The 18630-nt window shown below is 59.1% G+C and carries 20 protein-coding genes; 6 read left to right on the top strand and 14 right to left on the bottom strand.

All coding sequences use genetic code 11. The features are described 5' to 3' along the window. Positions 1-28: 28 nt before the first annotated feature. From QFX16_RS24285 to QFX16_RS24240, 10 genes are all read right to left on the bottom strand, one after another. The gene (locus tag QFX16_RS24285; RefSeq protein WP_283181646.1) at positions 29-532 is read right to left on the bottom strand and encodes a DUF2878 domain-containing protein; all 504 of its coding nucleotides are present in this window, start codon (positions 530-532) and stop codon (positions 29-31) included. After that, positions 525-1796 carry an SAM-dependent methyltransferase gene (locus tag QFX16_RS24280; protein ID WP_283181645.1) on the bottom strand — a complete coding sequence of 424 codons (1272 nt, stop codon included), beginning with the start codon at positions 1794-1796 and terminating at the stop codon, positions 525-527. The genes QFX16_RS24285 and QFX16_RS24280 overlap by 8 nt, the downstream gene beginning before the upstream one ends. Further along, on the bottom strand, positions 1783-2598 hold the full coding sequence (locus tag QFX16_RS24275; protein ID WP_283181644.1) for a DUF1365 domain-containing protein: 816 nt from the start codon (positions 2596-2598) through the stop codon (positions 1783-1785). Before QFX16_RS24275 ends, QFX16_RS24280 begins: the two co-directional genes overlap by 14 nt. Then, positions 2595-3842 carry an NAD(P)/FAD-dependent oxidoreductase gene (locus tag QFX16_RS24270; protein ID WP_283181643.1) on the bottom strand — a complete coding sequence of 416 codons (1248 nt, stop codon included), beginning with the start codon at positions 3840-3842 and terminating at the stop codon, positions 2595-2597. Before QFX16_RS24270 ends, QFX16_RS24275 begins: the two co-directional genes overlap by 4 nt. Beyond that, the gene (locus QFX16_RS24265) at positions 3839-4621 is read right to left on the bottom strand and encodes an SDR family NAD(P)-dependent oxidoreductase (protein ID WP_283181642.1); all 783 of its coding nucleotides are present in this window, start codon (positions 4619-4621) and stop codon (positions 3839-3841) included. Before QFX16_RS24265 ends, QFX16_RS24270 begins: the two co-directional genes overlap by 4 nt. Next, on the bottom strand, positions 4618-5040 hold the full coding sequence (locus tag QFX16_RS24260) for a nuclear transport factor 2 family protein (RefSeq protein ID WP_283181641.1): 423 nt from the start codon (positions 5038-5040) through the stop codon (positions 4618-4620). Before QFX16_RS24260 ends, QFX16_RS24265 begins: the two co-directional genes overlap by 4 nt. Next, positions 5033-6478, bottom strand: coding sequence for a deoxyribodipyrimidine photo-lyase (gene phrB / locus QFX16_RS24255; RefSeq protein WP_283184628.1), 1446 nt, complete (start codon positions 6476-6478; stop codon positions 5033-5035). The genes QFX16_RS24260 and phrB overlap by 8 nt, the downstream gene beginning before the upstream one ends. 20 nt (positions 6479-6498) lie before the next feature. Continuing rightward, positions 6499-7440 carry a MerR family transcriptional regulator gene (locus QFX16_RS24250; protein ID WP_283181640.1) on the bottom strand — a complete coding sequence of 314 codons (942 nt, stop codon included), beginning with the start codon at positions 7438-7440 and terminating at the stop codon, positions 6499-6501. Between the two features lie 10 nt (positions 7441-7450). After that, on the bottom strand, positions 7451-8410 hold the full coding sequence (locus QFX16_RS24245) for a YbgA family protein (RefSeq protein ID WP_283181639.1): 960 nt from the start codon (positions 8408-8410) through the stop codon (positions 7451-7453). A gap of 129 nt (positions 8411-8539) precedes the next feature. After that, the gene (locus QFX16_RS24240) at positions 8540-9526 is read right to left on the bottom strand and encodes an NAD(P)/FAD-dependent oxidoreductase (protein ID WP_283181638.1); all 987 of its coding nucleotides are present in this window, start codon (positions 9524-9526) and stop codon (positions 8540-8542) included. 196 nt (positions 9527-9722) lie between these two features. Here QFX16_RS24240 and QFX16_RS24235 point away from each other — a divergent pair, with 196 nt between their 5' ends. Together QFX16_RS24235 and hemH are read left to right on the top strand one after the other, a co-directional pair. Further along, positions 9723-10625 (top strand): TIGR01777 family oxidoreductase, encoded by a 903-nt coding sequence (locus QFX16_RS24235; protein WP_283181637.1) that lies wholly within the window; start codon positions 9723-9725, stop codon positions 10623-10625. A gap of 13 nt (positions 10626-10638) precedes the next feature. Further along, positions 10639-11664 carry a ferrochelatase gene (hemH, locus tag QFX16_RS24230; protein WP_283181636.1) on the top strand — a complete coding sequence of 342 codons (1026 nt, stop codon included), beginning with the start codon at positions 10639-10641 and terminating at the stop codon, positions 11662-11664. Between the two features lie 110 nt (positions 11665-11774). Here hemH and QFX16_RS24225 read toward each other — a convergent pair whose 3' ends face one another. Together QFX16_RS24225 and upp are read right to left on the bottom strand one after the other, a co-directional pair. Then, entirely contained in the window at positions 11775-13049 is a 1275-nt protein-coding gene (locus tag QFX16_RS24225; protein WP_076029807.1) for a uracil-xanthine permease family protein, read from the bottom strand. A 2-nt stretch (positions 13050-13051) separates the two neighbouring features. After that, positions 13052-13690, bottom strand: a complete 639-nt coding sequence (upp, locus tag QFX16_RS24220) for a uracil phosphoribosyltransferase (RefSeq protein WP_150658982.1) — start codon at positions 13688-13690, stop codon at positions 13052-13054. A 166-nt stretch (positions 13691-13856) separates the two neighbouring features. Here upp and QFX16_RS24215 point away from each other — a divergent pair, with 166 nt between their 5' ends. The 4 genes from QFX16_RS24215 (at position 13857) to QFX16_RS24200 (ending at position 15901) form a co-directional block, all read left to right on the top strand. Further along, on the top strand, positions 13857-14414 hold the full coding sequence (locus QFX16_RS24215) for a hypoxanthine-guanine phosphoribosyltransferase (RefSeq protein WP_283181635.1): 558 nt from the start codon (positions 13857-13859) through the stop codon (positions 14412-14414). A 4-nt stretch (positions 14415-14418) separates the two neighbouring features. After that, on the top strand, positions 14419-14892 hold the full coding sequence (locus QFX16_RS24210; RefSeq protein ID WP_283181634.1) for a WbuC family cupin fold metalloprotein: 474 nt from the start codon (positions 14419-14421) through the stop codon (positions 14890-14892). A 172-nt stretch (positions 14893-15064) separates the two neighbouring features. Next, positions 15065-15550 (top strand): hypothetical protein, encoded by a 486-nt coding sequence (locus tag QFX16_RS24205; RefSeq protein WP_283181633.1) that lies wholly within the window; start codon positions 15065-15067, stop codon positions 15548-15550. Between the two features lie 63 nt (positions 15551-15613). Next, positions 15614-15901 (top strand): PA4642 family protein, encoded by a 288-nt coding sequence (locus QFX16_RS24200; RefSeq protein ID WP_008153397.1) that lies wholly within the window; start codon positions 15614-15616, stop codon positions 15899-15901. Positions 15902-15968: 67 nt separating this feature from the next. On the opposite strand, the gene mqo is transcribed toward QFX16_RS24200, so the two are convergent. Both mqo and QFX16_RS24190 read right to left on the bottom strand, forming a co-directional pair. Then, positions 15969-17477, bottom strand: coding sequence for a malate dehydrogenase (quinone) (gene mqo / locus QFX16_RS24195; protein ID WP_223429649.1), 1509 nt, complete (start codon positions 17475-17477; stop codon positions 15969-15971). Between the two features lie 739 nt (positions 17478-18216). Beyond that, positions 18217-18450, bottom strand: coding sequence for a hypothetical protein (locus QFX16_RS24190; protein WP_150658978.1), 234 nt, complete (start codon positions 18448-18450; stop codon positions 18217-18219). Between the last annotated feature and the right edge of the window lie 180 nt (positions 18451-18630).

Below are 18630 nucleotides of genomic sequence, written 5' to 3'. Positions count from 1 at the left end.
GGGGCTGTGTGAAAGGCCTGACGGACGCTCAGCTGTGAGTATCGGACGCCAGCCGCTGAGCCATGAAATGCAGCGTGGGAAACAGCAGCGCCCACAGTAATCCGATGCCGATCAGTGTCGGCCATTGTCCATAGGGAAATTGCACCCCGGCCAATTGTCCTCCCGCGTAATACGACATCGGCCCACCGACGGCGCCTAGTAGGCTGCCGAGCCACCAGGGATTGGCGGTCCATAGCAGGCAATGTCGCAAAGTGGTTGCCAGCAACGCCCACAACAGCATCAGCCACATCGGAATCAGCGGCGCGACATCGTTGAAGTCGAACACCCCTAGCCAGCGCAACGAACTGTCGACCGTCGTTCCCAGCAGCACCACGCTGAGGATCAGTCGGCCTTCATCAGCCCAGCGACTTATCCACAACAGATGAATCACCAACACCGCCAACGCCACCAGCAACCACAGACCACTGCCTCCCATCACGCAGGCAAACCAGCCGACCTGAAACAGCGCGGCATTTGCCCATCGTTCAAGCATCGAATCGGCCGAGCAGCGGCGCCGGCATCGCGGCGGGTTTGGCCAGCAGCAATTGCGCCGTGCCGATGGTGCGTTCCAGGAAACCACCTTCGCAGTAGCACAGATAAAATTCCCACAGCCGCAGGAAATAGTCGTCGTAGCCCATTTCGCTCAAGCGACCGTGGGCGCGGCGAAAATTCTCATGCCACAGGCGCAAGGTTCGGGCGTAGTGCAGGCCGAAATCCTCCATGTGCAGTAGGTTCATGTCGGTGTCACGGCTGACAATCTCCAGCATTTTCTGCACGCAGGGCAGGGCGCCGCCGGGGAAGATGTAACGCTGAATGAAATCGACATTGCTCTTGGCTTGTTCGTAGCGCTGCTCGCGGATGGTGATCGCTTGCAACAGCATCAAGCCGTTGCTCTTGAGCAGCTGCGCGCATTGCTTGAAGTAGGTCGGCAGGAAGCGATGACCAACCGCTTCGATCATCTCGATCGACACCAGTTTGTCGTACTGCCCGGTCAGGTCGCGATAATCGGACAGCAGCAGTGTGACCTGGTCTTGCAAACCCAGGGCTTCGATCCGTTGCGCGGTAAAGGCGTACTGCTCTTTCGACAGCGTGGTGGTGGTGACTTTGCAGCCGTAATTCTGGGCGGCGTAAAGCGCCATGCTGCCCCAGCCGGTGCCGATTTCCAGCAGGTGATCGCTGGGTTGCAGCGCGAGTTTCTGGCAGATACGTTCGAGCTTGTTCAGTTGCGCCTGTTCCAGGGTGTCTTCAGGGGTGAGGAACTGCGCGGCGGAATACATCATGGTCGGGTCGAGAAACTGCTCGAACAAGTCATTGCCTAGGTCGTAATGTGCCGCGATGTTTTTTTGCGAGCCCTTGCGTGTGTTGCGATTGAGCCAGTGCAGGCTCTGCACGAACGGGCGGCTCAGTTTTGCCAGTCCACCTTCCAGCGCATCCAGCACGTCAAGGTTGCTGACGAAGACACGCACCACTGCCGTCAAATCCGGCGAACTCCAGTAGCCGTGGATAAACGCTTCGCCTGCGCCAATCGAGCCGTTACTCGCCACCAGTCCCCAGGCCGCGGCGTCGAGGATATGGATTTCGCCCACGGGATGGCTACCGGCGGTACCGAAGACGTGCCGTTCGCCGTCTTCGAAGACCACCAGTTGCCCGTGTTTGAGCTGCGCCATCTGCCGCAACACACCACGGCGCAGCAACGATCCGGTCAGGCCGTTGGTACTTAACAGGTTGGTTTTGGCCGAGACACTAGAGGGTTTCATGGCGGCGATCCTTGGGGGGAACAATGGTGGTCTGAAATCTGCCATCGGCAGCCGGATGAGCAAATATCGGCGCGCGTTTCAGTAGCAAGCGCACGGCTTGCCAATAAATCGCCAGACAGGTTTTCGCGGTCATCCACGGAAAGCGCCGCAAGTAACGGTGCAGGCTGCCGCGGGTGAGGGCTTCGCGGTGCAGGTTGAGTGTGGCGTCGAACAGTTTCAGTTCGCCTTGCCAATCCGCCATGTGCACGCCGAGTTTTTGCGCTGCGGGGCTGAAGCTCATGCGGTATTCAATGTCGCGCGGCAGAAACGGCGACACATGAAACGCCTTTGCCACGGCGAAATGCTGGTGGAAGTCCTGCACGTTCGTCGGTGCCTTGGCCGGTAACACGTAGTGGTAACGCTCGCGCCAGGGCGTATTGGTGACTTCGCAGAGAATCGCCGCCAGTTGGCCGTCGGCCTCATGGCAGTAGAAAAAACTCACCGGGTTGAACGACAGGCCCCAACTGCGGGCTTGGGTCAGGAGGCAGATCGAGCCGTGTGGCACATGGCCGATTACCTCGGCGACTTGCTGGCGTACCGCGTCGATCAAGCGCATGCCACTGCCAGTGAAGGCTTTCAAGTAATCGGTTTCGCGAAACGAGAACGGCGCGAAACGGCTGGTGCCCGACAGCGGCGACAAGCCAAGCACCGCGTCCTGTTCGTCGAGGTCCAGGTACAGCAGACCGATCCGGTAACGGAATTCATGGCGCCGCGGGGCAAACCGCCGATGGGCGATCCAGCCGCTGTAAAGGGCGCTGTTCACAACACTTCTCCCAGCGAGCGAGCAACCCGCAGCGCACTGACCACACCGTCTTCATGGAAACCACTGGCCCAGTAAGCGCCGCAAAACCAAGTGTGCTGCGCGCCGTCCAATTCATCCCAGCGTGCCTGCGCGGCGACGGCAGCCAAGCTGTATTGCGGATGGGCGTAGGTGAATTTGGCGAGCACTTTGTTCGGGCTGATGCCTGCACTCTGATTGAGGCTGACGCAAAACGTGGTGTCGCTCTGGATGCCTTGCAGAATGTTCATGTCGTAAGTGACGGCGGCCAGCGTGTGACCGGGACCACCGAGGCGATAATTCCAACTGGCCCAGGCAAGCTTTCGCACCGGCAGCAAGCGCGTGTCGGTGTGCAACACCACTTCGTTGTCGGCGTAGGGCAGGGCGCCAAGGATCGACTGTTCGGCGCTGCTCGGTTTGGCCAGCAGTTTGAGGGCCTGATCGCTGTGGCAGGCGAACACCACTTTGTCGAAACGCTCGCTGCCGGCGGCGCTGTGGATAACGACGCCGTCTTCATCGCGTTCAACGCGGGTCACCGGGCAATTGAGGCGGATCTTGTCTTTAAAAGACGCGGTCAGAGGTGCGACATAAGCGCTTGAACCACCCTCGATCACACTCCATTGCGGACGATTGCTGACGGACAGCAAGCCGTGATTCTTGAAAAACCGGATGAAGAACTGCAACGGGAAACCGAGCATATCGGCCATGGACATCGACCAGATCGCCGCGCCCATCGGCACGATGTAATGCAGGATAAAGCGCTCGCCGTAGCCGCCGGCCTTGAGGTATTGATCGAGGGTGGTGTCGGCGGCGATCCGTTGTTCTTCGAGGTCGCGCTGGGCTTCTTTGTTGAACCGCAGGATGTCGCGCAACATGCCCCAGAACCCTGGCGACATCAGGTTGCGACGTTGGGCGAACAGGCTGTTGAGGTTGTTGCCGTTGTACTCGAGGCCCGAGTCCGGGTCGGTGACCGAGAAACTCATCTCGGTGGGTTTGAAGCCCACGCCGAGCTGGCCCAGCAGGCGAATGAAATTTGGGTAGGTCCAGTCGTTGAACACAATAAAACCGGTGTCCACCGCATAGCGCTGGCCATCGACAGTCACGTCCACCGTATGGGTGTGACCACCGACCCAGTCGCTGACCTCGAACAGGGTGATCTCGTGCCTGCGATTGAGCAGGTAGGCGCTGGTCAGCCCCGAGATCCCGCTGCCGATGATGGCGATGTTCAAGGGACATCCTTGATCGGCGGACTGCTGCGCACCATGCGCTTGCCGATGGCCAGTTTCACGACGTTGGGCATTTTTGACAGCGGCCAGAGCGCGGCCATGAACAGTCCGGGAAACGCGATCTCCAGTGGGCGGTTTTTGAGTTTGGCGAAGATGTGCTTCGCAGCTTTATCCACAGGCCAACTGAGCGGCATCGGGAAATCGTTCTTCGCCGTCAACGGTGTCTCGACAAACCCCGGGCTGACCACGGTGACTTCAATGCCTTCCGGCGCCAGATCAATGCGCAACGATTCGAACAAGTAGCGCAGCCCGGCCTTTGACGCGCCATAGGCTTCGGCGCGGGGTAGCGGCAAGTACGTCACCGAACTGGCGACGCCCACCAAGTGTGGCGCGGTACCCTTGCGCAGCAACGGTAAGGCCGCCTCGATGCAGTACGCGCTGGCGAGCAAATTGGTGCGCACCACATGCTCGACAATCGACGAATCGAATTGGTGAACGTCAACGTATTCGCAGGTGCCTGCGTTGAGAATCACCGTGTCCAGGGATCCCCAGTCTTCGGCAATTTGCGCGCCGATTTCGCGGACTGTCTGGCTGTTGGTCAAGTCACCGGGCACCACCAGCACTTGCCCCGGATAACGCAGGGACAAGACTTTCAGCACCGCCGCCGAGCGTGAGCTGACGGCGACGTGGGCGCCGGTTTTCAGTATTTCTTCGGCCAGCGAGGCGCCAATGCCGCTGCTGGCGCCGGTTAACCAATATCGCCGTGGAGGTGTAAAACTCATCCCATTCTCCTTTTCAGCCAGGCAATCGCCCGACCCAATACGGGTACATGTTCGTAAAGCAGCGCCCCGGCATCGAAGTAATCCCGGTGGCGATAAACCTTATCGCGCCAGAGCAGGTGCGAGCAGCCATCGACCCGAATCAACTGACCGCTGGCCAGGCGCGGATGGCGATAACTCATGACCCAGCGCAAATAGCCCTCGCCTTCACTGATCTGGTCGAAGCCATGAAAGTCGAAGTGCAGATCGCTGACGTTGGCGTAGAGCTCGTTGAAGTAGCTGCGCATTTGCACTAGGCCCTGAACTTCGTGCAGAGGATCAGTGAAGTGCACGTCGTGGGTGTAGAGCTGATTGAGGTGTTGCAGGCAGTCTTTGTCCAAGGCTGCAAACTGTTGGGCAAAACGGCGCAGGAAATCACTCATCGTGTCCTCCGGCCTGTTGTCGTGTTGGCAGGTTCTTGAACGCGGCCAGTGCTCGTTGGCGCGAGGTGCTTAGGTTGACGATTGGCGACGGATAATCTGCCACGCCGAACAACCCACCAAGGTTGGCCGGGTTGTGCACTTCCTTTTTGTTCAACCCGGCCAGTTCCGGCAGCCAGTGCTTGATGAATACGCCTTCGCTGTCGAATTTTTCAGATTGGCTCAACGGATTGAAAATCCGGAAGTAGGGCGCCGAGTCGGTGCCGGTGGACGAGCTCCACTGCCAGCCACCGTTGTTCGCCGCGAGGTCGCCGTCGATCAGGTGCCGCATGAAAAAGCGCTCGCCTTCACGCCAGTCAATCAGCAGGTTTTTGGTCAGAAACATCGCCACGACCATGCGCAGTCGGTTGTGCATCCAACCGGTTTCGAGCAATTGGCGCATGGCCGCGTCGATGATCGGCAGGCCGGTGCGGGCTTCTTGCCACGCCAGCAGTTCTTCCGGGGCGTCGCGCCAGGCCAGGGCTTCGGTTTCCGGGCGGAAAGCACGGTGACGCGAGACCCGTGGGTAGCCCACTAGAATGTGTTTGTAAAACTCGCGCCACAGCAGTTCGTTAATCCAGGTCACCGCGCCGACCTTACCGCTTTCGAATTCCCCTTGATTGCTTTGCAGGGCGGCGTGCAGGCATTGGCGAGGGGAAATCACCCCGGCGGCGAGATAAGCCGAGAGCTGACTGGTGCCCGGTTTGGCCGGGAAGTCTCGCTCGTTTTTGTAATAGTCGATCTGGGCGTCGGCGAAGGTGTCGAGACGGCGCCGGGCTTCGGCTTCACCGGCCGGCCAGAGTGTGCGCAAACTGTGGGACGGCGTTTTGAAACCTTCAACGCTTGATGGGATTTTGTCGCTGCGCATAGCAAGTGGCACCTGAACCGCGGGTGCGACGACCAGCCCTGGTAACGACGCACGCAGACGGTCGTAGCAGACTTTGCGGAACTGGCTGAAGACTTGAAAGTAAGTGCCGGTCTTGGTCAGCACGCTGCCCGGTTTGAACAGCAGTTGATCGAGGTAGCTATAGACGTCGATGCCATGGGCCTTGAGCGACTCGGCCACGGCGTCATCACGACGGCTTTCATGAACGCCGTACTCTTCGTTGAGGTGCACCGCGCCAATCTTCAATAGCTGACACAGTTCGAGCAGCACCTTCGGCGCTTCATCCCAGCGTGATGCCGTGCGGATCAGCAAAGGAATATTCAGTTCGCCTAGCGTACGGCTCAACTCGCCAAGATTGCGCAACCAGAAATCCACTTTGCACGGCGCGTCATCGTGCTCCAGCCATTGCTCCGGGCTCAGCAGATACACCGCCACAGTCGGGCCGCGAGCAGCGGCGGCCGAAAGGGCGGTGTTGTCATGTAGGCGCAAGTCGCTGCGCAACCAGATCAATTGCATGGTGGTGTCCGTACGTTTCATTAAATTAGTCCACGCTGAACCAGGTCTTGATGGGCCGTTAACGGGTCTTCGGCCAAGAACAAATCAGCGATCTCAGTAGTTTTTACGGGCAACTCGGCGTGGTGGATGCATACCGTTGGTCCGGCAATCATTTTTGGGCAACTGACGCCATTCAAAAGTTTCGGCAGCTGTGAAAGGTTCATGGCTTTGCTGGAATACAGCAGTACGCCGCGGGCTTGCAGGTGATCGACCGCCAGCGCGAGTTCGCCGGCGGGAAGTGGCCAGTCGAACACTTCCACCGGGCAATCGGCGCTGCTGATCAGCCAGGCGGTCAGCCACAGGTGTGGTTCCAGTGGCACGTCCGATTGATTGATCAACAACAGTGGCGCGGTGCGTAACTGACGGTTGTTATGGTAGATGCGTGCGCCAAATTTGCTGCGTAACCAGGAGTAAAAAAACACCCGCTCCATCTGCGCGCCGAACTGGCCTTGCCAGCGTTGCTCCAATTCAGCCAGCAATGGCATCAGCAGTTGTGCGCACAAGGTCCGTGGTGGATACAACGCCATGGCCTGATTGACGGTGTCATCGAGGGTGCGTTCGTTCAGTTGAGTGACCGCTTGCAGCAGCGTATGACGCATCACTTGCCAATCGTTTTCGACGGATTCGGTAAAGGCCTGCGGGGTGTCGAGCAGTTGCTTGACCTGGCTGACGGCCACGCCACGGTTGAGCCAGGTGAGAATCGTCAGGATGCGTTGAACGTGTTCGACAGAGAACAGCCGATGCCCCTTGGGCGTACGTTGCGGAACGATCAGGCCATAACGCCGTTCCCAGGCCCGCAGGGTGACGGCGTTGACGCCGGTTTGGCGCGCGACCTCACGGATCGGCAGCCAGCCTTCGTCGAGGGCTTTCTTGAAGTCGGCGCCGAGGTCTTCGCTGGCGCTGGTGTCGAGTGGGCTTTTCATTGGATTGTCATTAGATCGCGTTTCGCAGGCTGAGATTTTCCGGATGCGGTTGCAGGTAAACCTGTTGCGCAATGTATGGATCCGGGTGTTGACGGAAGTAGTGTTTGAGCAGCGTCAACGGCACCACCAGCGGCACGATGCCGTGGCGGTATTGACCGATGACGTGCTGCACTTCCTGTTTGTCTTCAGGGCTGATGGCCTGTTTGAGATAGCCACTGATGTGTTGCAGGACGTTGGTGTGGCTGCGGCGTGTGGCGCATTTTTTCAAGGCCGTCATCAGCTCGCTGAAATAGCGTGGGCCGAGTTCATTCGGATCGATCTGGCCCATGTTGCCCAGCAGATTGCCCAGGGTTTTGTATTGCATCGGGTTGTGGGCCATCAGCAGGTATTTGTAGCGCGAGTGAAAGTCCGTGAGGCCACGACGAGTCAGGCCGTCGCGCAGCAACTGCTGCCAGGCGCTATAGGCGAACACGCGGGTGAGGAAGTTTTCGCGCAGCACCGGGTCGTTGAGGCGGCCGTCTTCTTCAACTGGTAAATCCGGATGCCGCGCGCAGAACGCCTGGGCGTAGATGCCACGGCCACCACCGTCCACCGGCGCACCGTTGGCGTGGTAGACCTTGACCCGATCCAGGCCGCATGACGGGGATTTCTGCATGAAGATGTAGCCGCAGAGATCGCCCAGTTCCGCGGCCATTTTCTGTCCGTACTCGGCGAGCGGCCGGGTGACATTGAGCTCAGGGTTGACGGAGCCGACAGCCTCGGGATGTTCGGGATCGCCAACCAGGCGGATCGGCTCCCGAGGAATACCGAGGCCGATGGCGACTTCGGGGCAAACCGGGACAAAATCGAAATAGTCAGTGAGGGTGTGACAGCACAGCCGCGACGCCTTGTGCCCGCCGTTGTAACGCACTTCTGCGCCCATCAGGCAGGCGCTGATGGCGATCTTCGGTTTCACGGTGACGTGGGGCATCGGAGCACCTCGAATCTAAACCTGTACAGAGCGTTAATTCTGTACAACATGGTTTCATCATAGATTCAAAGGTGTACAAGTCAAATTATTTGTATAGGTTTTTGCCGTCGCTCCCTTAGGAGCTGCGATTCACTGCAGATGCGCATGCAAACGGCGGGCGGCTTCCTGGCCGCTGAGCCAGGCGCCTTCGACACGACCGGACAAGCACCAGTCGCCACACACATAGAGGCCCAGATCGGCATCGGCCAGGGCTCCCCATTCATGGCTGCTGGCGGGGCGGGCGTAGAGCCAGCGGTGAGCTAGGCTAAAGGTCGGGGCAGGCATGGCGCTGTGCAGCAGCTCGGCAAATGCGCCGTGTAATTGCTCGATCACTGCTTCTTTGGGCAGGTCGATATGTTGCCGGCTCCAGGCACTGGTGGCGTGCAGGACCCAGGTGTCGAGGGTGTTGTCACGTCCAGGTTTGCTGCGGTTGCGAGCCAGCCAGTCGAGCGGGCTGTCCTGTACGAAGCAGCCTTCCATGGGCGTATCCAGCGGTGTCTCGAACGCCAGCGCGACAGCCCAGGTCGGGTCCATTTTCACCCCGGCGGCGGCACCGGCGAGTTTCGGCGCGGAGGCCAGCAGTGCAGTCGCCTGAGGCGCCGGCGTGGCGATGATCACATGACTGAACGGGCCGTGGGTGAAGCCTTCGGCGTCCTGCAGATGCCAGTGCTCCTCGCCGCGATAGACCTCGGTAATGCGGCAGGCGAAATGCACTTCCAGGTCGCCGAGCAGGCCGCGGGTGATGGCGCTCATGCGCGGCGTGCCGACCCAGCGCGTCTGTTCGTCCGGCGACAGGCTGAGCTGGCCGCCATGGTAGGTGTAGAGCTGCGGCATCCATTCAGCGACCCAGCCGTTGCCTTGCCAGCGCTGGACTTCAGTGACGAAGCGGCGATCGCGGGCAGTGAAATATTGCGCGCCCATGTCCAGAGCACCCGCATCGCTGCGCTTGCTTGACATGCGTCCGCCACTGCCGCGGCTTTTATCGAAAAGTTGAACGACATGCCCGACCTCTGTCAGGGCTTGGGCGGCGGAGAGCCCGGCGATGCCGGTGCCGATGATTGCGATAGGTACAGTCATAGGGGCCTCGTTTACCTTTCTGTACAGACTACGCCGTGGTTTAAACCTGTACAATATTGTTTTTTGGTATAACTTTTAGCGTTCTCGTTCTGACAGCTTGGCCTATTGTTAATCACAGAGCCTGCCCGATACCAAAGATCCCTGCTTATAAAAATAGACTAGTGATCAGGGTAAAACGCTACGCGAGGAAGTAGTCATGCACATATTGCTGACCGGCGGTACTGGTTTGATAGGACGTCAACTCTGCCGCCTCTGGTTGAGTCAGGGTCATCGCCTGACGGTCTGGAGTCGCCAGCCTGAAAAAGTCGCGAAAATCTGCGGTGCCCAAGTGCGCGGAGTGGCCCGCCTCGAGGACATCGGCCAGGAGTCGGTGGATGCGATTATCAACCTCGCGGGTGCACCGATTGCCGATCGCCCCTGGACAACCAGACGCAAAGCGCTGTTGTGGAGCAGTCGCATCACCCTGACCGAAACCCTGCTGGCCTGGCTCGAAACCCGTGAACAAAAACCGCAGGTGTTGATTTCGGGGTCTGCGGTCGGTTGGTACGGTGACGGGGGCGAGCGGGAATTGACCGAGAAGTCTCCACCGGTCATCGATGATTTCGCCAGCCAGTTGTGCATCGCCTGGGAAGAAACCGCCCAGCGTGCCGAAGGCTTGGGCATTCGCGTGATCTTCATTCGTACCGGGCTGGTGTTGTCGGCCGAGGGCGGCTTTTTGTCGCGGCTGTTGCTGCCCTTCAAAGTGGGGCTGGGCGGGCTTATCGGCAGTGGCCGGCAGTGGATGCCGTGGATCCATATCAACGATCAAATCGCCCTGATTGATTTTCTTCTGCATCAGGAAGACACCAGTGGTCCTTATAATGCCTGCGCGCCCAAGCCGGTGCGCAACCGCGAGTTTGCCAAGACATTGGGCAGCGTGCTGCACCGCCCGACGTTCATGCCGATGCCGGCCCTGGCGTTAAAGGTGTGTCTGGGCGAATTGTCATTGCTGTTGCTGGGCGGCCAGAAGGCCGTACCGGCTCGCTTGCTGGAAGCGGGTTTCACTTTCCAGTTCACTGATTTGCGCGCGGCTCTGGACGACCTTTCCAGCCGCCTTTGAAATAGGACGTTGCATGACTGATCACGCATTGCTTCTGGTCAATCTGGGCTCACCGGCCTCCACCTCGGTGGCGGATGTGCGCAGTTACCTTAATCAATTTCTGATGGACCCGTATGTGATCGACCTGCCATGGCCGGTGCGACGTTTGCTGGTGTCGCTGATCCTGTTCAAGCGCCCGGAGCAGTCTGCCCACGCCTACGCCTCGATCTGGTGGGAGGAGGGCTCGCCGTTGGTGGTGCTCAGCCGTCGCCTGCAACAGGCCATGACAGCCCAGTGGACCCACGGACCGGTGGAGCTGGCGATGCGTTACGGTGAACCGTCGATTGAGTCGAAATTGGTGCAGCTGGCCGCCCAGGGCCACAAAAAAATCACTCTCGCGCCGCTTTATCCACAGTTCGCTGACAGCACCGTGACTACGGTAATCGAAGAAGCCAAACGAGTGGTGCGCGAGAAGAAGCTCGACGTACAGTTCTCGATTCTCCAGCCGTTCTACGATCAGCCGGAATACCTCGATGCGCTGGTCGCCAGTGCCAAGCCCTATTTGGAACAGCATCACGATCACCTGCTGCTGAGTTTTCACGGTTTGCCGGAGCGGCACCTGACCAAGCTCGATCCGACCGGGCAGCATTGCTTCAAGAATGAAGACTGCTGCAAGAACGCATCCCCCGAAGTGTTGGCCACCTGTTACCGCGCCCAATGCCTTCGCACCGCCTCCGAGTTTGCCAAGCGCATGGGCTTGGCGGACGGCAAGTGGTCGGTGTCGTTCCAGTCGCGTCTGGGCCGGGCGAAGTGGATTGAACCCTACACCGAAGCACGCCTCGATGAGTTGGCTGGAATGGGCGTGAAGAAAGTGCTGGTGATGTGCCCGGCATTCGTCGCCGATTGCATTGAGACGCTGGAAGAGATCGGTGATCGCGGCAAAGAGCAGTTCCACGAGGCGGGAGGGGAGGAGTTGGTGCTGGTGCCGTGTCTCAACGACGATCCGCAGTGGGCGCGGGCGTTGAGCTCGTTGTGCGAGCGAGCGCCGCTGGCGCTTTAAAAGCTTCGCGAGCAGGCTCGCTCCCACATTGGATCGGCGTCGATCACAAAACCTGTGGGAGCGAGCCTGCTCGCGAAAGCAATCTAACTGGCAGCAAAGATCTCAAGCCGTTACAGCAACGATTCATTTGCCTTCTTGTGCTTCCAGCTGTCATTACCCGGCAGCAACAGGTTCAGTGCAATCGCCGTCACCGCGCACAGCGCGATGCCTTTAAGGCCGAAGTCGTCCGGCCCTGTGCCGGTGCCGACCAGGACGCCGCCAATCCCGAACACCAGGGTTACCGAGACAATCACCAGATTGCGCGCTTCGCCCAGGTCGATCTTGTGGCGAATCAGCGTGTTCATGCCCACCGCCGCGATCGAACCGAACAACAGGCACAGAATTCCGCCCATCACCGGCACTGGAATGCTTTGCAGCAGCGCGCCGAATTTGCCGACGAACGCCAGGCTGATGGCGAATATTGCCGCCCAGGTCATGATCTTCGGGTTGTAGTTCTTGGTCAGCATCACCGCGCCCGTCACTTCGGCATAGGTGGTGTTGGGTGGACCGCCAAACAGGCCGGCTGCGGTGGTGGCAATGCCATCGCCGAGCAGGGTGCGGTGCAGGCCGGGTTTCTTCAGGTAATCGCGACCGGTCACGCTACCGACAGCGATCACGCCGCCGATGTGCTCGATGGCGGGAGCCAGGGCCACCGGCACGATGAACAGAATCGCCTGCCAGTTGAATTCCGGCGCGGTGAAGTGCGGGATCGCAAACCACGGTGCAGCGGCAATTTTCGCGGTATCAACGACGCCGAAATAGAACGCCATCGCAAAACCCACCAGCACGCCGGAGATGATCGGTACCAGGCGGAAGATGCCTTTACCGAATACCGCGACGATCAGGGTGGTCAGCAGCGCTGGCATCGAGATCAGCATTGCCGTCTGATAATGAATCAGTTCGGTGCCGTCGCCAGCCTTGCCCATCGCCATGTTGGCGGCGATTGGCGCCATGGCCAGGCCGATGGAGATAATCACCGGACCAATCACCACTGGTGGCAGCAGACGGTCAATGAAACCGGTGCCTTTGATCTTCACCGCAAGGCCGAGGAAGGTGTAGACGAAACCGGCCGCCATCACACCGCCCATGGTCGCCGCGAGACCGAACTGGCCCTTGGCGAGAATGATCGGGGTGATGAAGGCAAAGCTTGACGCCAGGAACACCGGCACCTGACGCCCGGTGACGATCTGGAACAGAATCGTCCCCAGGCCTGCGGTGAACAGCGCCACGTTCGGGTCGAGGCCGGTAATCAGCGGCATCAACACCAGGGCGCCGAAGGCCACGAACAGCATCTGCGCACCCGACAGCACCGTGCGCCAGAGCGGATCGTTGAACTCTTGCTGCATGCTCAAGCGTCCTTCTGCTTGGTGCCGAAGATCTTGTCACCGGCATCGCCCAGGCCTGGGATGATGTAACCGTGTTCGTTCAGTCTCTCGTCAATGGAAGCGGTGTAGATGGTCACGTCCGGGTGAGCCTTTTCTACGGCGGCAATGCCTTCAGGGGCAGCCACCAGCACCATCGCGCGGATATCCCGGCAACCGGCTTTTTTCAGCAGGTCGATGGTCGCGACCATGGAGCTGCCGGTAGCGAGCATCGGGTCGATGATCATCGCCAGGCGCTCGTTGATTTCCGGAACCAGTTTTTCCAGGTAGGTGTGGGCCTGCAAGGTTTGTTCGTTGCGAGCCACACCCACGGCGCTGACTTTGGCGCCCGGGATCAGGCTCAGCACGCCTTCGAGCATGCCGATACCGGCGCGCAGGATCGGCACCACGGTAATTTTCTTGCCGGCGATTTTCTCGACCGACACCGTGCCGCACCAGCCTTCGATGTCGTAGCTTTCCAGCGGCAGGTCTTTGGTGGCTTCATAAGTCAGCAGGGCACCGACTTCCTGAGCGAGCTCACGGAAATTCTTCGTGCTGATGTCGGCGCGGCGCATAAGGCCGAGTTTATGGCGGATCAGCGGATGGCGGATCTCGAGGATGGGCATGGGAAAGGCTCCGGCGGCGGGCAAAAAAACCGGCCTAGATTAATCTATCCGAGGGTGTTGTCCTATAGACATAGAGTACGTTAGTCCATAAACGCTTGATCTGGCCGTGAGGGATGCGTACCTTTGCCCGCTTTTCCTCAGTCCGTCCCCCCCCCTGGAGAGCGCCATGTCTGCTGATCTCGAGCATATCCGTCAAATCATGCGAGAGGCTGACTGCCTGTACACCGAAGCTGAAGTCGAGGCGGCCATCGCCCGTGTCGGTGCACAAATCAACGATCAGATGGCTGAAAGCAATCCGGTGGTGTTCTGCGTGATGAACGGCGGGCTGATTTTTTCCGGCAAGCTGCTGACCTATCTGAACTTCCCGCTGGAAGCGTCCTACCTGCACGCCACTCGTTATCGCAACGAAACCAGCGGCGGCGATCTGTTCTGGAAAGCCAAGCCGGAAGTGTCGTTCATCGACCGTGACGTGCTGATCATCGACGACATCCTCGACGAAGGTCACACCCTGGGCGCGATCATCGACTTCTGCAAACACGCCGGCGCCCGTGCTGTGCACACCGCCGTGCTGATCGACAAGGACCACGACCGCAAGGCTCGCCCGGACCTGAAAGCCGACTTCGTCGGCCTGCCATGCATCGACCGTTACATCTTCGGTTACGGCATGGATTACAAAGGCTACTGGCGTAACGCCAACGGGATTTTTGCTGTTAAAGGAATGTAAGAACATGACCGCTCCGAGCTTTCTCGATCAAACCCTGTTCGCTGAATTGGCCGAGAAAGCCGCAGCCAATCCTCGCGGACGTCAGCATCACAACTTCCATCAGATGGAAGACGCTTGTCATCGCATGGCCGTAGGGTTGCAGCCGAACACCTACATCCCGCCTCACCGCCATCTGGGCGATAACAAAGCCGAAACCTTGCTGGTCCTCAAGGGGCGGCTTGGCCTGTTGATTTTCGATGAGTCGGGCGCCGTGCTGAAAAAACAGATTCTGCAGGCCGGTGGCGATTGTGTTGGCGTGGATCTGCCGACCGGTGTGTTCCATGGTCTGGTGGTACTGGAAGCCGACAGCCTGATGTTCGAATGCAAGGCTGGCCCTTATCGCCCGGTCGGTGAGGGTGAGCTTGCGCACTGGGCACCGCGCGAAGGCGAGCCGGGTGTGGCCGAGTATCACGCGTGGATGCGCGCGCAGTTCGATTGATAATCAGATTTCTGTAGCAGCTGGCGCAGCCTGCGTCCGGCTGCGCAGAAGCCGTAGAATCTGAACCCACGGTTTAACTGAAAAAACGCATTGCCTGTTTTACGACTGCTGCGCAGCCGGACGCAGCCTTCGGCAGCTGCTACAGTGCTCGGCCTCGTCTTGGGAGCCTGTCATGAGCCTTTTGATCCGCAGCTGCGTCGCCCTGTTGCTGACCGTCAGCCTGCCTCTGGCTGCCGCCCCGGCGCCGATGCACGCGCAGTTCCTGCCCCCCGATGACTTGACCCTGCGTGACGCGGAGCCCGAGCAGCAACAGCTGTTGCAGGTCACCGAGTACTCGGTGGTGGTCGGCAGTCAACGCCAGTCAAACCAGCAGCCGATTCCGGTGACCTCACCGTTGCTGATCCGTCTCAAGGGCAAATCCTTGAACAAGGGCGCGACCATCAACCAGGTGCTGGTCAATTTCGATGGCGAAAGCAAAAGCCTGAAAAAGCCGATCTACGACGACAAAAGCAAAACCTTGACGCTGTTTTACCCGATGGCCCAGTACCGGGTGGTGATCGACTTGTTGCGCAATGACACGGTGTATTGCCAGTTCCTCAGCTACGCCAACGGCCATGTCTGGGCCGATCTGCACACAGGCAGCGTTCGTCCGCGTTGAGCCCTATGCCCGCGGAGGGGTAAACTGCCCGTCCCGTGAAATGTCTGCGAGCTGGAGTCGGCAATGCGTAAAGATAAGAAGCAAGTGATTGGTGACGAGATCGGCGATGAGCAGATCAAGCTGTTCCTCGATTTCGAACCGGTCGACGCCACGTCGCCGTCGCTGCACAAACTGATCAAGGCCTACCGCGGCCTGCGCATCGATGACTTCGGGCGTTTTCTGACGTTTTTCGTCGAAGCCGGTCTGGATCTGGACGGCAAGGATGAGCACGGCAACGACTTCGTCGCCCTGATCAAGGATCAGCGCAACGCGGCCGAGTACATCGAACTGATCGAAAAGGCTCGCGGTTAAGATCTTTTAAAGGCACAAAAAAACGCCCCGCTCTCAATAAGAACGGGGCGTTTTTTATGCGGCCGAATCAAGCGTAGCTTTCGGTCTCGTTGCTGGCTTCAACCAGTTCCAGCGCGACGTTGTTCTGCACATTGATCTTGCGATACAGCGCAGCGTCGGTTTCCAGAACTTTTTCCCGAGCCGGGAAGATTTCCGCGAGCTTGGCAGCCCATTCACCAGAAGTTTTGTTCGGGAAGCATTTCTCGATCAGCTCAAGCATGATCGAAACGGTCACCGACGCACCTGGCGAAGCGCCGAGCAGGGCAGCAAGCGTACCGTCCTTGGCCGCGACCAGTTCGGTACCGAACTGCAGAACGCCGCCCTTTTTCGGGTCTTTCTTGATGATCTGCACCCGTTGGCCGGCCACTTCCAGGCGCCAGTCTTCGGCTTTCGCTTCAGGGTAGAAGCGACGCAGGGAATCCAGACGCTGTTCCATCGACTGCATCACTTCGCTGACCAGGTACTTGGTCAGGTCCATGTTGTTTTTCGCCACGGCCAGCATCGGGCCGATGTTGCCGGCGCGAACCGACATCGGCAGGTCCATGAAGGAGCCGTGCTTGAGGAACTTGGTGGTGAAACCGGCGTAAGGTCCGAACAGCAGGGACTTCTTGCCATCGACGACGCGGGTGTCCAGGTGCGGCACCGACATCGGTGGCGAACCCACGGCCGCCTGGCTGTAAACCTTGGCCTGGTGGTGTTTGACCACTTCCGGGTTGTCGCAACGCAGCCACTGGCCGCTGATCGGGAAGCCGCCGAAGCCTTTGCTTTCTTCGATGCCCGAAGCTTGCAGCAGCGGCAGTGCCGCGCCGCCAGCACCGAGGAACACGAATTTCGCGTCGACGTCACGGGAATTGCCGCTGTTGACGTCCTTGATGCTGACGGTCCAGCCACTGCCGTTACGCTTGAGGCCGGTCACGCGCTTGCAGTACTTGACCTGGGCATCGGGTGCGCTGGTCAGGTGCTTGAGCAGTTGATTGGTCAGGGCGCCGAAGTTGACGTCGGTGCCGTTCATGACGCGGGTGGCGGCGACGACTTCGTCGGCCGGCCGGCCAGGCATCATCAGCGGCATCCACTCGGCCATGGTGGCCTTGTCTTCGGTGTATTCCATGTCCGAGAAGGCGTGGTGCTTGCTCAGCGTCTTGAAGCGTTCCTTGAGGAAGGAAACGCCATCGTCACTCTGGACGAAGCTCAGGTGCGGCACCGGGCTGATGAACGTCTTGCACGAGCCGAAGGTGCTTTTCCTGGTCAGGTAGGACCAGAACTGCTTCGACACCTCGAACTGGGTGTTGATGTGCACGGCTTTCTTGATGTCGACGGTGCCGTCGGCGGCCTGCGGCGTGTAGTTGAGCTCACACAGCCCGGCGTGACCGGTACCGGCGTTGTTCCACGGGTTCGAACTCTCCGCGGCACCGGAATCCATCAACTCGACGACTTCCAGCTTGATCGCGGGGTCGAGCTCTTTGAGCAGTACAGCGAGGGTGGCACTCATGATGCCGGCCCCAACCAGTACTACGTCGACTGCTTCGTTATGCGCCATTTAACGCGTCTCCAAAATCTGCAGCACCAAATTGTCGGCATGGCTGCCAGGCGTTCAGGGGCGTGTCAGTGATGCCCCAGGTACCCATGGCAGTATCGCCATGTCCGAATCTTCGCAATTTTTCGCAACTTCGACGGACGCTACCGGCCGGGTCTAAAAGAGTTACATGAACTCACTTCAACGCGCGGCTGGCAATTCGACTTATGGTCGATACATCCGTTTGTGCAACCAAATCCGTAGAGGACAGGCTTCAGGATCCGGTGTTCGAGGCGTACTCGGTCCTGTGTCGTTGGGCTGTTTCAGACGCTAATGGTGCATATTCAGACGCAAAACTATTCATTTGCTCGCCACACTCTTGTGAAGTTGTGAAAACCCGTTTTTTTCACGCTCTTTTGAAGACGTGAACCTCAAAAAAGGGCTGCCCCAGCCTGGCACCGTGCCCGGATGGATTGCCGCCATGGGATACATGACAGGCAAAACGGGCAAACAGCTCAGTAACCGAGCGTAATGACAGCTCTGCAGATTCGCGAAAAGTGGGGGTTTTGCTCAAGGAACAGCAAGCGCGCCAGCTTCACTCGATCTGTGTGGGCGGCTCTCTGTGGGCGGTGCGGGGTGTCAATACAAGCGCATTGACGATGCTGCGAGGCCCGATCAGGAGACGTCCTTATAATCGGGGGGAGATTGTAGCGAAGAAACGTAGGGAAATGGTCGTGTTTAATGACTTTTATTAGGTGTTCGGTCAGGTGGTCAACAGATGTTGAGCCCGCGCACGTGGCTGGCGCTGGCTGACACGGGCGCTAGGGGGCAGGGGATGGTGTAACCAGTTGAGACGGATTTCTTCGATTTCGACCCAGTCATCACCCATCGGCTGGAGGCTGCACTGTTTGAATGCCTGGCAGTGGCCGTTACGGTCGAGCAGGGCGAAGCAGCGATGCAGAGGACGTGGGTTGAACAGCGAGATGAGATAGCGCATGGCGAAGTACCTTGTGGGGTGACTGCTGTGAAGGTTGCCAGCGAGCCGTGACGTGAAAGTGTATGGGCGATGACATCTGTGTGACAGGAACCGGCTTCCCAAGGGTTTGTCAGACATTTCAGTATTCACTGTGGGGTGCTGGTTAGCCGCAGTGGCGCACCGCTATACTGCCGGCCTGTT

The sequence above is a fragment of the Pseudomonas svalbardensis genome (assembly GCF_030053115.1).
GTDB classification, from domain to species: domain Bacteria; phylum Pseudomonadota; class Gammaproteobacteria; order Pseudomonadales; family Pseudomonadaceae; genus Aquipseudomonas; species Aquipseudomonas svalbardensis.
The sequence above is the reverse complement of the archived record's forward strand: the minus strand, read 5'-3'. Positions and strand labels throughout refer to the sequence as shown.

Bases quoted from the DNA above. Each gene is read 5' to 3' on its own strand.
- QFX16_RS24285 (WP_283181646.1), bottom strand. From the start codon at position 532: ATGCTTGAACGATGGGCAAATGCCGCGCTGTTTCAGGTCGGCTGGTTT.
- QFX16_RS24280 (WP_283181645.1), bottom strand. From the start codon at position 1,796: ATGAAACCCTCTAGTGTCTCGGCCAAAACCAACCTGTTAAGTACCAAC.
- QFX16_RS24265 (WP_283181642.1), bottom strand. From the start codon at position 4,621: ATGAGTTTTACACCTCCACGGCGATATTGGTTAACCGGCGCCAGCAGC.
- QFX16_RS24260 (WP_283181641.1), bottom strand. From the start codon at position 5,040: ATGAGTGATTTCCTGCGCCGTTTTGCCCAACAGTTTGCAGCCTTGGAC.
- phrB (WP_283184628.1), bottom strand. From the start codon at position 6,478: ATGCAATTGATCTGGTTGCGCAGCGACTTGCGCCTACATGACAACACC.
- QFX16_RS24250 (WP_283181640.1), bottom strand. From the start codon at position 7,440: ATGAAAAGCCCACTCGACACCAGCGCCAGCGAAGACCTCGGCGCCGAC.
- QFX16_RS24245 (WP_283181639.1), bottom strand. From the start codon at position 8,410: ATGCCCCACGTCACCGTGAAACCGAAGATCGCCATCAGCGCCTGCCTG.
- QFX16_RS24240 (WP_283181638.1), bottom strand. From the start codon at position 9,526: ATGACTGTACCTATCGCAATCATCGGCACCGGCATCGCCGGGCTCTCC.
- QFX16_RS24235 (WP_283181637.1), top strand. From the start codon at position 9,723: ATGCACATATTGCTGACCGGCGGTACTGGTTTGATAGGACGTCAACTC.
- hemH (WP_283181636.1), top strand. From the start codon at position 10,639: ATGACTGATCACGCATTGCTTCTGGTCAATCTGGGCTCACCGGCCTCC.
- QFX16_RS24225 (WP_076029807.1), bottom strand. From the start codon at position 13,049: ATGCAGCAAGAGTTCAACGATCCGCTCTGGCGCACGGTGCTGTCGGGT.
- upp (WP_150658982.1), bottom strand. From the start codon at position 13,690: ATGCCCATCCTCGAGATCCGCCATCCGCTGATCCGCCATAAACTCGGC.
- QFX16_RS24215 (WP_283181635.1), top strand. From the start codon at position 13,857: ATGTCTGCTGATCTCGAGCATATCCGTCAAATCATGCGAGAGGCTGAC.
- QFX16_RS24210 (WP_283181634.1), top strand. From the start codon at position 14,419: ATGACCGCTCCGAGCTTTCTCGATCAAACCCTGTTCGCTGAATTGGCC.
- QFX16_RS24205 (WP_283181633.1), top strand. From the start codon at position 15,065: ATGAGCCTTTTGATCCGCAGCTGCGTCGCCCTGTTGCTGACCGTCAGC.
- QFX16_RS24200 (WP_008153397.1), top strand. From the start codon at position 15,614: ATGCGTAAAGATAAGAAGCAAGTGATTGGTGACGAGATCGGCGATGAG.
- mqo (WP_223429649.1), bottom strand. From the start codon at position 17,477: ATGGCGCATAACGAAGCAGTCGACGTAGTACTGGTTGGGGCCGGCATC.
- QFX16_RS24190 (WP_150658978.1), bottom strand. From the start codon at position 18,450: ATGCGCTATCTCATCTCGCTGTTCAACCCACGTCCTCTGCATCGCTGC.